A 10905-nucleotide genomic window follows, 5' to 3' on the forward strand; every position below is an offset into this window, starting at 1 on the left:
GGCTTAGTCAACGGTTTTTTCGGGGGCGGGGGCGGTATGGTGCTGGTCCCCCTGCTGGCAGGCTGGTGCGGCCTGGGACAGCGGAAGGCTTTCGCCACCTCAGTCGCCATCATTCTGCCCATGTGTGCCCTGTCCGCCGCCATCTATCTGTTCCGGGGCGGCGTGGATTTGTGGATGGCACTGCCCTATCTGGTGGGGGGCTTGCTGGGCGGTCTCCTGGGCGGGAGGCTGTTTCGGCGCATGAATATGGTGTGGCTCCGACGGCTCTTTGCCCTGCTGCTGCTCTACGGCGGGGTAAAGGCCCTGTTCTTCTGATGGGCTGGCTGACCGCTATTCTGGCAGGGGTTCTTACCGGCATCCTGTCCGGCTTTGGGGTGGGAGGCGGCACCCTGCTGCTCATCTATCTGACCACCTTTGCCGGTATCGCCCAAAACCAGGCTCAGGGCATCAACCTGCTCTACTTTCTGCCCTCGGCCGCCGCGGCTCTGCCCGCCCACATCAGGAACGGTTATGTGGAAAAGCCGGTTCTGCTCCCCGCCATCCTCACCGGCCTTGTGTGCGCGGCTCTGGCCGCCTGGGCGGCCACCGGACTGGACACCGCTCTGCTACGCCGCTGCTTTGGAGGATTTCTCCTGGTAGTGGGCTTGCGGGAGCTGTTCCGGAAAGGGTAGGTATTTCTTATCCTCTGGTCCGCTTGAAGGTGAGGTAGCCCTCCAGAATCAGGGTGGCCGCAACGGCATCCACTGTCTTCTTGTGGTTTTTCATCTTCTTGCCCGAGGCGTGGAGAATGTTGTGGGCCTCCACGGTGGTGCGCCGCTCATCCCACAGCACCGGCTTCAGGCCGCAGGTCTCTTCCACCTGGGCGGCAAAGGCCTTGTACAGCTCCGCCCGGGGGCCCTCGGTGCCGTCCATATTCCGGGGAAACCCCATCACCAACTCGTCCACCTGGTGTTCCTTCACCAGCCGGGCCAGCTCCTCCGCCACCACATCCGCCTTGCGGCTGTGGATCACGGTGGTATAACCGGCCAGCAGGCCGGTGGGATCGGAGATGGCAACGCCCGTCCGGGCGTCGCCGTAATCAATGGCCATGATACGCAAGATCATCACTCCTTTTTCTGCTTTCTACACTATACAAAAGGAATGAAGAAAAAACAAGTGGAAACTGCTTGACTTTGGTCTCATGCTGTGGTATAGTTCAATTACCTATGAAAAAGGGCTCTTTTTTTGTGCGCATTTTTACGGTGTGATGACGTGCGAAACCCTTCCCTCCGCGTGAGACATAGGGAGGCAAATGTGCCGAATCCGCACCGTGACGTTCCATCCGGCAGCGTTTCGCCGCCGGTACGTGCTGGATTCGGCCTGCGGCCGCATCCGGCATTTTTGCTGTTATGCGGTCAAACAATGAAGGAGGTGCCGAACATGGCGAAGGCCGGCAACCGGGTGAAGATCACCCTGCGCTGCTCCGAGTGCAAGCAGCGGAACTATAACACCAACAAGAACAAGAAGAACACTCCCGACCGTCTGGAATTGAAGAAGTACTGCCCCTTCTGCAGAAAGCACACGGTCCACAACGAGACCAAGTAATGAGCTCTGCAAGACGGCTCAGAAGAAAGAAGGGTTAAACGGAATGTCTGAAAACGAGAAGCTCGAGCAGACCAAGCCCGCCAAGTCCGAGAAGAAGAAGGACGCCAAGGCGGACAAAAAGCCCGGCTTCTTCGCCCGCATCGGCAAGTGGTTCAAGGAACTCAAGAGCGAGCTGAAGAAGGTCCAGTGGCCCACCAAGAAACAGACCATTAACAACACCGTGATCGTCATTCTCTGCTGTATCGTCGTTGGGATCTGCATCTGGGTGTTCGACGCCCTCGCCGGCTCCGTGATTCGTGCCCTGTTGGATCTGTTTGGCAAGGGTTAAGGTGTAGAAGATGGCTGAGAACGCGAAATGGTATGTGGTGCATACCTATTCCGGCTATGAAAACACCGTGGCCGCCAGCATTGAAAAGGCAGTGGAGAACCGTGGCCTGCGGGACCTCATTTTTGAGGTCAGTATCCCTCTGGAGACCGTTACTGAAATTACGGACAACGGCCCCAAGACTGTAGAGCGCAAGGTATTCCCCGGCTATGTGCTGGTCAAAATGGTCCTGACCGACGAGACCTGGCATCTGGTGCGCAACGTGCGCGGCGTCACCGGATTTGTGGGCTCCGGCAACAAGGCCATCCCCCTCTCTGACGAAGAGATCGCCGCTCTGGGCGTGGAAAAGCGCGAGGTAGTGGTGAACTACCAGGTAGGCGACAACGTCAAGATCATCAATGGCGCCCTGGAATCCTTCCTGGGTACCGTGGAGGAGATCGATCTGGACCGCAGCAAGGTCCGGGTGGTAGTCTCCATGTTCGGTCGTGAAACTCCCGTGGAGCTGGAACTGGACGAGGTCGAGCCAGTCGAATAAGTCTCCGGGCACGGCCCCTTTCCCCCGCACGTGGGAGGGACTGCACAGCAGTTCCGCTTCCAACCACATTTATCGTAGGAGGTGCTGTTTCAAATGGCACAGAAAATTACTGGTTATGTGAAACTTCAGATTCCCGCCGGCAAGGCGACTCCCGCGCCCCCCGTCGGTCCTGCCCTTGGTCAGCACGGCATCAACATTGCCGCCTTCACCAAGGAGTTCAACGAGCGCACTAAGAACGATGTGGGCCTGATCATCCCCGTGGTGATCACCGTTTACGCCGACCGTTCTTTCACCTTTATCACCAAGACTCCTCCCGCCGCCGTCCTCATCAAGAAGGCCTGCAACATCGAGTCCGGCTCCGGTGTGCCCAACAAGACCAAGGTGGCCACCATCAGCAAGGAAGATGTGCGCAAGATCGCCGAGACCAAGATGCCTGACCTGAACGCGGCCAGCATCGACGCGGCTATGAGCATGATCGCCGGCACTGCCCGCTCCATGGGCATCGTGGTGGGCGACTAAGCCGAAGGAGGGAATAGAGCAATGTTTAGAGGCAAGAAATATCAGGAGAGCGCCAAGCTCATTGACAAGGGCGCTCTGTACGATACCGCTGAGGCCATGGAGCTGGTGGTCAAGACCGCTCCCGCCAAGTTCGACGAGACCGTTGAGCTGCACGTGAAGCTGGGCGTTGACTCCCGTCACGCCGACCAGCAGGTCCGCGGCGCCATCGTTCTCCCCCACGGCACCGGCAAGACCCAGCGCGTGCTGGTCTTCGCCAAGGGCGACAAGGCTGAGGCTGCTAAGGCTGCCGGCGCCGACTTCGTGGGCGAGATGGACATGGTTGAGAAGATCCAGAAGGAGAACTGGTTCGACTACGATGTGGTCGTGGCTTCTCCCGACATGATGGGTGTTGTGGGCCGTCTGGGTAAGGTCCTGGGCCCCAAGGGCCTGATGCCCTCCCCCAAGGCCGGCACCGTCACCCCCGACGTGGCCAAGGCTGTTACCGAGATCAAGGCCGGTAAGGTTGAGTACCGTCTGGACAAGACCAACATCATCCACTGCCCCATCGGCAAGGTCTCCTTCGGCGCTGAGAAGCTGACCGAGAACTTCAACGCTCTGATGGGCGCCATCATCAAGGCTAAGCCCTCCGCTGCCAAGGGTCAGTACATTCGCTCCTGCGTGTGTGCTTCCACCATGGGCCCCGGCGTGAAGATCAACGGCGCTAAGCTGATGTAATGTAAAATGGGGAGCAGGTTTTCCTGCTCCCCGTTTTTCTCACTCTTTTCCCCAGGATACTTACAAAAAAGTGATGATTTTTCAAAAAAGTGCTTGACATCCTCGGTGTTCTATTGTATACTATCAGTCGTGTTCAAAGACAGCAGGCGGCGCAAGCCGTAAGTCCTGCCGAGAATGCAGCCACAACGGAATGAATTTCTTTGTGCTGTTTTCGCTGCTTTGAATGCGAAAACAGCTTTTTTGTTGCGTGACTGCATCGGAAAAGTTGAACTCAAATTCAACGGAGGTGAATCCAAATGCCTAACGCAAAGGTTCTCAGTGAGAAGCAGGCCATCGTGGCTGAGCTGACCGAGAAGCTGCAGACCGCCGCCAGCGGCGTGCTCGTGGACTACAAGGGCATCACCGTGGCCGAGGACACCGCTCTGCGCGCCGAGTGCCGCAAGAACGAGCTGGACTACGCCGTGGTGAAGAACACCCTGGTGCGTTTCGCCATCAACAACGTGGGTCTGAACGAGATGGATGACGTGCTCAACGGCACCACTTCTCTGGCTCTGTCCCACGGCGATCCCATCGCTCCCATGCGTGTGATCAACAAGTTCGCCAAGCAGTTCAACGGTGCTAAGTTCACCATCAAGGCCGGCTTTATGGACGGCAAGGTCCTGTCCATGGACGAGATCATGGCTCTGGCTGAGCTGCCCTCCAAGGAGGTCCTGCAGGCTCAGGTCCTGGGCACCATGCTGGCTCCCATCACCAGCCTGGCCATCGTCATCAAGGCCATCTGCGAGCAGAAGGGCGGCTCTGTCGAGGCTGCCGAGCCCGCCGAAGCTGCCGCCGAGTAATTCCCCGCACCATTCTGTATCAATTATAATTTATTTAGGAGGTTACCTATCATGGCTTCTGAGAAAATCACTGCCCTCATTGAAGAGGTTAAGGGTCTGACTGTTCTGGAGCTCTCCGAGCTCGTCCACGCTCTAGAGGAGGAGTTCGGCGTTTCCGCCGCTGCTATGGCTGCTCCCGCCGCTGGCGGCGCTGCCGCTCCCGCTGCTGAGGAGAAGACCGAGTTCGACGTGGTGCTGGCTGAGGTCGGCGCTGAGAAGATCAAGGTCATCAAGGCTGTCCGTGAGATCACCGGCCTGGGCCTGGCTGAGGCCAAGGCTGCTGTCGAGGCTGCCCCCAAGGCTATCAAGGAGGGTGTCTCCAAGGACGATGCTGAGGAGCTGAAGAAGAAGCTGGAAGAGGTCGGCGCCAAGGTGGAGCTGAAGTAATTCCGCTTTCCAATCGGATGAAAAAGACCTGCCGCATTTGCGGCAGGTCTTTTTTTACCGGGCCGGGAATTTCCCGGCCCGGTTTTGCTTTAGTCAAAGATCAGAGTAGCGAAGTAGTCCTCCGGGGTCTCCGCCCGGCGGATCAGCCTGGTGGAACCGTCCTCCTGCAGGAGCACCTCAGCGGAGCGCAGCTTGCCGTTATAGTTGTAGCCCATAGAGAAGCCGTGGGCGCCGGTGTCATGGATCACCAGCAGGTCTCCCCGCTCCACCTCCGGCAGCATCCGGTCAATGGCAAACTTGTCGTTGTTCTCGCACAGGCCGCCGGTGACATCATACTTGTGGTCGCAGGGGGCGTCCTCCTTGCCCATGACGGTGATATGGTGGTAGGCGCCGTACATGGCAGGGCGCATCAGGTTGGCGGCACAGGCGTCCACGCCTACATATTCCTTGTAGGTGTGCTTGAAGTGGAGTACCTTGGTGACCAGGCAGCCGTTGGGCCCCAGCATGAAGCGGCCCAGCTCGGTGTAGATAGCCACATCTCCCATGCCCGCGGGCACCAGGATCTGCTCAAACTGCTTCCGCACCCCCTCACCGATGGCGGCAATGTCGTTGGCGGGCTGGTCGGGCTTATAGGGGATACCCACTCCGCCGGACAGGTTGATGAAGCAGATATCACAGCCCGTCTCCTGCTCCAACTCCACCGCCAGCTGGAACAGGATGCCCGCCAGGGTGGGATAGTACTCATTGGACAGGGTGTTGGAGGCCAGGAAGGCGTGGATGCCGAACCGCTTGGCTCCCATGGCCTTCAACTTTTTGAAGCCCTCAAAGAGCTGCTCCCGGGTGAAGCCGTACTTGGAGTCGCCGGGGGTATCCATCACCTGGAAGCCCTCGGTAGATGCGCCGATGGTGAAGGTACCGCCGGGGTTGAAGCGGCAGGAGATGGTCTCGGGGATATATCCGATGGTCTCCTTGAGAAAGTCAATGTGGGTGAAGTCATCCAGATTGATAGTAGCCCCCAGCTGGGCGGCCATCTTGAAATCCTCCGCCGGGGTATCGTTGGAGGAAAACATAATCTCCGGCCCGGTGAGACCGCAGCGCTGGGAGAGCATCAGCTCGGTGAGGGAGGAGCAGTCGGCGCCGCAGCCCTCCTCCCGCAGGATCTTCAAAATGGCAGGATTGGGGGTAGCTTTCACGGCAAAATATTCTTTAAAGCCCGGATTCCAGGCAAAGGCAGCTTTCAACCGCCGGGCATTTTCCCGGATGCCTTTTTCGTCATACAGGTGGAAGGGTGTGGGGTACTGCTGGGTGATGGAGCGCAGCTGCTCCGCTGTCACAAAGGGTCGTTTCATGGGGTCACCTTCTTATCTTTTGTTATTTACTATAGTAAAGTTTCGGCCATCTGTCAATGTACAGATCATCCTTTGTTTCCCAATTTCACAAATCCATCTTTAGAATTATGCCCAAATGTGCAAAATATCACCGGCCCTCCTTGCATATATAACGCTGTTTTGATATAATATCATGAATTTAGAATGCGGACAGGGGGCGTTTGTTTTGAAAGGGAAGGTATTGCAGCAGACAGACGCTATGGCTAGGAGGCAATTGTTTTTTCTATGAAAAAGCAGTTGCTTTTTTTCTGCCCGCATGGAAAGAGAGGAATGTTGAATGAACGACACCCGCACCCCCGGCAGTGAGCCCATCCGGGATGCACGCACCCTTGGTCTGCCCAAGATGCTCATCCTGGGCCTGCAGCATATGTTCGCCATGTTTGGCGCCACTGTGCTGGTCCCCATCCTGGTTCAGGGCTACGGCCTGCCCCTGTCCATCCAGACCACCCTGTTCTTCGCCGGTATCGGCACCCTGTTCTTCCATATCTGCACCCGTTTGAAGGTACCTGCTTTCCTGGGTTCTTCCTTTGCCTATCTGGGCGGCTTCTCTGCCGTGGCTGCTCTGGACGCCGGTAAATACGCCGGCATGGACCCGGCCGTCAAGCTCCAATATGCCTGCGGCGGCATCGTGGTGGCCGGTCTGCTCTATGTGGTACTGGCCGCCATCATCAAGCTGGTGGGCGTGAAGAAGGTCATGCGCTTCCTGCCCCCCGTGGTCACCGGCCCCATCATCATCCTCATCGGCCTGAACCTGGCCCCCTCCGCCGTCTCCAACGCCTCCTCCTGCTGGTGGCTGGCCATCGTGGCCATGGCCATCATCATCGTGGCCAACATCTGGGGCAAGGGCATGATCAAGATCATCCCCATCCTGCTAGGTGTGGTGGGCTCCTACGTCATCGCCGTCATTGCCAACGCTATGGGCGCCACTGCTCTGGACACCGCCGGCAATGTGGTGCCTCTGATCGATTTCTCCGGCGTGGCCGCCTCCGCCCCTGTGGGCCTGCAGCCCTTCTTCACGGATTTCACCGGCTCCATTGCCAGGTTTGACCTGACCTCCATCCTGGTTATGGCTCCCATCGCCATCGCCGCCATGATGGAACACATCGGCGATATGTCCGCCATCTCCGCCACTGTGGGCGAGAACTTCCTGGAGAACCCCGGCCTTCACCGCACCCTCATCGGCGACGGCATCGCCACCTCTCTGGCCGGTCTGTTCGGCGGCCCCGCCAACACCACTTACGGCGAGAACACCGGCGTGCTGGTGCTCTCCCGTGTGTATGACCCCAAGGTGGTCCGTCTGGCCGCTATTTACGCGGTGATTCTGTCCTTCTCCCCCGCCTTTGCCGCCATCGTCAACTCCATTCCCACCGCTATCATCGGCGGCGTGTCCTTCATTCTCTACGGCATGATCTCCGCCATCGGCGTGCGCAACGTGGTGGAAAACCGGGTGGACTTTACCAACTCCCGGAACCTGATTATCGCCGCCGTCATTCTGGTGTGCGGTCTGGGCTTCTCCAACGGCATCACCTTCTCCATCGGTGAGGCCCATGTTACCCTCACCAACCTGGCCATCGCCGCCATTGCCGGTATCGCTCTCAACGCCATCCTGCCCGGCAAGGACTATGAGTTCGGCTCCGACGTCACCGAGGGCCGTTCCGGCGACTTCGGCCGGTACTGAGCCCATCCAAAGCAACCGCAGCCGCCTGCTGCGGTTGTTTTTTGCTCATTCTGACCTTATTATATTTTTTATATCTGGCGTTTGAATAAAGGTCAGTCCAGCGCTATAATCAAGGCAAAGAGAAAGAACAAAGGAAGTGTTCTCCATGCGATCCCGTTCCAATTCTACGCTGAAAATCGCCGTTTTGGCCATGATGGCCGCTCTGGTGTTTGCCAGCAACTACCTTCGCATCACCATGCCCATCGCCATCGGAGGCAATACCTCCTTTACCCTGGCCAACATCATGTGCTGTCTGTCGGGCCTGCTGCTGGGCCCCATCGGCGGTCTGGCCTCCGGTCTGGGCTCCGCCCTGTATGACCTGACCAATCCCCTGTTTGTGTCTGAGTGCTGGCTTACCTTCCTGACCAAGGGCGCCATGGGCCTGGGCGCCGGTCTGGTGATGTGGAAGGCCTCTCACCGGGAGGAGCCCACCTATCCCCGCTGCCTGTCCGGCGCGGCTCTGGGCTGCGTGATCTACTATATTCTCTACTTTGCCAAGAGCTACTTCTATAACGGCCTGCTGGTGGACGGCCTGACCCCCACCGTGGCGCTGGCCACCCTGCCGCTGAAGGTACCCGCCTCCATCTTCAATGCGGTACTGGCTCTGGTAGCCGCTCCCCTGCTGTGCGTGCTCATCCGCAGCGCTCTGAAGCGCTCCCACCTGAAGCTGGTCTGACAAACCTATGAAAAATGCCCGCTGCAAAAAGCAGCGGGCATTTTTTATGCTTTTACAGGACGGCCTTGATGCGCTCCACAGCCTGACGGGTGGCCTCAGCCTCGCCAAAGGCGGTGAGACGAATGTAGCCCTCGCCGCTGGGACCGAAGCCAGCGCCGGGGGTGGTGACCACGTTGGCCTCCCGCAGCAGCTTGTCGAAGAAGTCCCAGGAGCCCATGCCGTCGGGGGTGCGGGCCCAGATATAGGGGGAATTCTCTCCACCGGATACGGTAAGACCGGCAGCAGCCAGGCCCTCCCGGATGACCTTGGCGTTATTCAGGTAATAGTTGATGGTCTCCTTCACCTGAGCACGGCCCTCAGGGCTGTACACGGCCTCAGCGCCCCGCTGGACCACATAGGGCACCCCGTTGAACTTGGTGCACTGGCGGCGGTTCCACAGGCTGTTGAGGGAGGTGCCATCCCGCTCCAGCTCCTTGGGGATGACGGTGTAGGCGCAGCGGGTACCGGTAAAGCCGGCGGTCTTGGAGAAGGAGCGGAACTCAATGGCGCAGGTGCGGGCCCCCTCGATCTCAAAGATGGAGTGGGGAATGGCGGGATCGGTGATGAAGGCCTCGTAGGCGCTGTCAAAGAGGATGACGGCGCCGGTGGCGTTGGCATGATCCACCCAGGCCTTCAGCTGCTCCCGGGTGGCCACGGCACCGGTGGGATTATTGGGGAAGCACAGGTAGATCAGGTCCACCTTCTCCTCCGGGATGGCAGGAGAGAAGCCGTTGGCCGCCACGCAGGGCATATAGACCAGGTTGGTCCACCGGCCGGCGTCGGCGTCGTAGTCCCCGGCCCGGCCAGCCATGGCGTTGGTGTCCACATACACGGGGTACACCGGGTCGCACACCGCCACCACGTTGTCAATGCCGAAGATATCGCCGATGTTGCCGCAGTCGCTCTTGGCGCCGTCGGACACAAAGATCTCATCGGGCTGGATATCCACGCCCCGGTCCTTGTAGTCGTGCTGGGCAATGGCCTGCCGCAGGAAGTCGTAGCCCTGCTCCGGGCCGTAGCCGTGGAAGCCCTGGGCAGTGGCCATCTCGTCCACCGCCTTGTGCATGGCGGCGGTAACGGCGGCAGGCAGGGGCCGGGTCACATCGCCGATGCCCAGCCGGATCAGGGTCCGGTCCGGGTTCTCAGCGCTGTAAGCGGCCACCCGCCGGGCGATCTCGGAAAACAGATAGCTGCCGGGCAGCTTGTTGAAATTTGCATTGATGGTTGCCATTGTGTTCTCTCCTTTGCGTTAAACAGGGTATTCTCCTTCAAAGACCGTATTGGCCGGTCCTGTCATAATCATTTCCATCTCATTGTCCGGCCACTCCAGTTCCAGCACGCCGCCGGGCAGTTCCACAGCGGCTCGTCTGCCGCACTTGCCCTGGACCACCGCTGCCGCCAGAGCGGCACAGGCCCCGGTGCCGCAGGCCAGCGTTTCCCCGCTGCCCCGCTCCCACACCCGCATGACCAGCCGGTCCGGAGCAGCACAGCGGACAAACTCCGTGTTGACGCCCTGAGGAAAGGCGTCATGGTGCTCAAAACAGGGACCCAACTGTTCCAGGTCCAGTTCCTCCGGGCGGTCCACAAAGAGGACGGCGTGTGGGTTGCCGATGGATACCGGGGTAATCTGCCACATACGCCCTCCCGCTGTCAGCTCCATGGCTGTCCTTACCTGTGGGCGGCCCATATTCACCCGGACCGCCTTCACCAGGCCGTCCTCGGTCAGCAGCTCCAAAGTACGCAGGCCGCCGCCAGTCTCGATGGTCAGTTTCTTTTTGTGGGTCAGCCCCTTGTCATAGACGTACTTGCCCAAACACCGGATGCCGTTGCCGCACATCTCCCCCTCCGAGCCGTCGGCGTTGAACATCCTCATTCGGAAGTCCGCCCGTTCCGAGGGACAGATACAGATGATACCATCGCTGCCCACACCGAAGTGACGATCGCTCATTCGCCGGGCCAGAGCAGGCAGGTCCTCCGGCAAGCCGTCCAGACCGTTGAGATAGATATAGTCGTTGCCCAGGCCCTCCATCTTGGTAAATCGCATATGGTCCCTCCTGTTGTCGGAATATGCGGCGGGGGGGGGGGGGGGGGGGGGGGGGGCGGGGGGGGGGGGGGGGGGGGGGGGGGGGGGGGGGGGGGGGGG

At 59.4% G+C, this 10905-nt stretch carries 15 protein-coding genes and 1 other annotated feature; of the genes, 11 read left to right on the plus strand and 4 right to left on the minus strand.

Annotated features, from left to right (window positions below; translation table 11 throughout):
• Together B5G42_RS16460 and B5G42_RS16465 are read left to right on the plus strand one after the other, a co-directional pair.
• Positions 1-315 (plus strand): TSUP family transporter (locus B5G42_RS16460; protein ID WP_242961267.1); only part of this gene is annotated, 315 nt, incomplete at its 5' end.
• On the plus strand, positions 315-671 hold the full coding sequence (locus B5G42_RS16465) for a TSUP family transporter (RefSeq protein ID WP_087272713.1): 357 nt from the start codon (positions 315-317) through the stop codon (positions 669-671). The genes B5G42_RS16460 and B5G42_RS16465, both read left to right, overlap by 1 nt.
• Positions 672-678: 7 nt before the next feature.
• Here the strand turns inward: B5G42_RS16465 and ruvX are convergent, their stop codons facing one another.
• Positions 679-1098, minus strand: coding sequence for a Holliday junction resolvase RuvX (gene ruvX / locus B5G42_RS16470; RefSeq protein ID WP_087272716.1), 420 nt, complete (start codon positions 1096-1098; stop codon positions 679-681).
• A 321-nt stretch (positions 1099-1419) separates the two neighbouring features.
• Here ruvX and rpmG point away from each other — a divergent pair, with 321 nt between their 5' ends.
• From rpmG to rplL, 7 genes are all read left to right on the plus strand, one after another.
• Positions 1420-1584 (plus strand): 50S ribosomal protein L33, encoded by a 165-nt coding sequence (rpmG, locus tag B5G42_RS16475; protein WP_087188137.1) that lies wholly within the window; start codon positions 1420-1422, stop codon positions 1582-1584.
• Positions 1585-1627: 43 nt separating this feature from the next.
• Positions 1628-1912 carry a preprotein translocase subunit SecE gene (gene secE / locus B5G42_RS16480; RefSeq protein WP_087188136.1) on the plus strand — a complete coding sequence of 95 codons (285 nt, stop codon included), beginning with the start codon at positions 1628-1630 and terminating at the stop codon, positions 1910-1912.
• Between the two features lie 10 nt (positions 1913-1922).
• The gene (nusG, locus tag B5G42_RS16485) at positions 1923-2444 is read left to right on the plus strand and encodes a transcription termination/antitermination protein NusG (protein ID WP_087188135.1); all 522 of its coding nucleotides are present in this window, start codon (positions 1923-1925) and stop codon (positions 2442-2444) included.
• Between the two features lie 93 nt (positions 2445-2537).
• The gene (gene rplK, locus B5G42_RS16490; protein WP_087188134.1) at positions 2538-2963 is read left to right on the plus strand and encodes a 50S ribosomal protein L11; all 426 of its coding nucleotides are present in this window, start codon (positions 2538-2540) and stop codon (positions 2961-2963) included.
• Positions 2964-2984: 21 nt separating this feature from the next.
• Positions 2985-3677, plus strand: a complete 693-nt coding sequence (gene rplA, locus B5G42_RS16495) for a 50S ribosomal protein L1 (protein ID WP_087188133.1) — start codon at positions 2985-2987, stop codon at positions 3675-3677.
• A 115-nt stretch (positions 3678-3792) separates the two neighbouring features.
• Positions 3793-3928, plus strand: a sequence feature (ribosomal protein L10 leader region).
• A gap of 45 nt (positions 3929-3973) precedes the next feature.
• On the plus strand, positions 3974-4516 hold the full coding sequence (gene rplJ, locus B5G42_RS16500) for a 50S ribosomal protein L10 (RefSeq protein ID WP_087272719.1): 543 nt from the start codon (positions 3974-3976) through the stop codon (positions 4514-4516).
• A 51-nt stretch (positions 4517-4567) separates the two neighbouring features.
• Entirely contained in the window at positions 4568-4942 is a 375-nt protein-coding gene (gene rplL / locus B5G42_RS16505; protein ID WP_087272722.1) for a 50S ribosomal protein L7/L12, read from the plus strand.
• A gap of 89 nt (positions 4943-5031) precedes the next feature.
• Here rplL and B5G42_RS16510 read toward each other — a convergent pair whose 3' ends face one another.
• Positions 5032-6291 carry a diaminopimelate decarboxylase gene (locus tag B5G42_RS16510; protein ID WP_087272725.1) on the minus strand — a complete coding sequence of 420 codons (1260 nt, stop codon included), beginning with the start codon at positions 6289-6291 and terminating at the stop codon, positions 5032-5034.
• 316 nt (positions 6292-6607) lie between these two features.
• On the opposite strand from B5G42_RS16510, the gene B5G42_RS16515 reads away from it, so the two are divergent.
• A complete protein-coding gene (locus B5G42_RS16515) occupies positions 6608-8008 on the plus strand; it encodes a uracil-xanthine permease family protein (protein ID WP_087272728.1) in 1401 nt (466 codons plus the stop codon).
• Between the two features lie 145 nt (positions 8009-8153).
• The gene (locus tag B5G42_RS16520; protein ID WP_087272730.1) at positions 8154-8723 is read left to right on the plus strand and encodes an ECF transporter S component; all 570 of its coding nucleotides are present in this window, start codon (positions 8154-8156) and stop codon (positions 8721-8723) included.
• 52 nt (positions 8724-8775) lie between these two features.
• On the opposite strand, the gene B5G42_RS16525 is transcribed toward B5G42_RS16520, so the two are convergent.
• Positions 8776-9993 (minus strand): LL-diaminopimelate aminotransferase, encoded by a 1218-nt coding sequence (locus B5G42_RS16525; RefSeq protein WP_087272733.1) that lies wholly within the window; start codon positions 9991-9993, stop codon positions 8776-8778.
• A gap of 18 nt (positions 9994-10011) precedes the next feature.
• Positions 10012-10806 carry a diaminopimelate epimerase gene (gene dapF, locus B5G42_RS16530; protein ID WP_087272736.1) on the minus strand — a complete coding sequence of 265 codons (795 nt, stop codon included), beginning with the start codon at positions 10804-10806 and terminating at the stop codon, positions 10012-10014.
• Positions 10807-10905: the final 99 nt, after the last annotated feature.

Origin of the sequence: Flavonifractor sp. An91 (genome assembly GCF_002159225.1) — a bacterium.
Lineage (GTDB): Bacteria > Bacillota > Clostridia > Oscillospirales > Oscillospiraceae > Flavonifractor > Flavonifractor avicola.

Coding starts and splice junctions, on each gene's coding strand:
- secE (WP_087188136.1), top strand. CDS start 1,628: ATGTCTGAAAACGAGAAGCTCGAGCAGACCAAGCCCGCCAAGTCCGAG.
- B5G42_RS16515 (WP_087272728.1), top strand. CDS start 6,608: ATGAACGACACCCGCACCCCCGGCAGTGAGCCCATCCGGGATGCACGC.
- rplK (WP_087188134.1), top strand. CDS start 2,538: ATGGCACAGAAAATTACTGGTTATGTGAAACTTCAGATTCCCGCCGGC.
- B5G42_RS16465 (WP_087272713.1), top strand. CDS start 315: ATGGGCTGGCTGACCGCTATTCTGGCAGGGGTTCTTACCGGCATCCTG.
- rplJ (WP_087272719.1), top strand. CDS start 3,974: ATGCCTAACGCAAAGGTTCTCAGTGAGAAGCAGGCCATCGTGGCTGAG.
- nusG (WP_087188135.1), top strand. CDS start 1,923: ATGGCTGAGAACGCGAAATGGTATGTGGTGCATACCTATTCCGGCTAT.
- dapF (WP_087272736.1), bottom strand. CDS start 10,806: ATGCGATTTACCAAGATGGAGGGCCTGGGCAACGACTATATCTATCTC.
- B5G42_RS16525 (WP_087272733.1), bottom strand. CDS start 9,993: ATGGCAACCATCAATGCAAATTTCAACAAGCTGCCCGGCAGCTATCTG.
- B5G42_RS16520 (WP_087272730.1), top strand. CDS start 8,154: ATGCGATCCCGTTCCAATTCTACGCTGAAAATCGCCGTTTTGGCCATG.
- rplL (WP_087272722.1), top strand. CDS start 4,568: ATGGCTTCTGAGAAAATCACTGCCCTCATTGAAGAGGTTAAGGGTCTG.
- B5G42_RS16510 (WP_087272725.1), bottom strand. CDS start 6,291: ATGAAACGACCCTTTGTGACAGCGGAGCAGCTGCGCTCCATCACCCAG.
- rpmG (WP_087188137.1), top strand. CDS start 1,420: ATGGCGAAGGCCGGCAACCGGGTGAAGATCACCCTGCGCTGCTCCGAG.
- rplA (WP_087188133.1), top strand. CDS start 2,985: ATGTTTAGAGGCAAGAAATATCAGGAGAGCGCCAAGCTCATTGACAAG.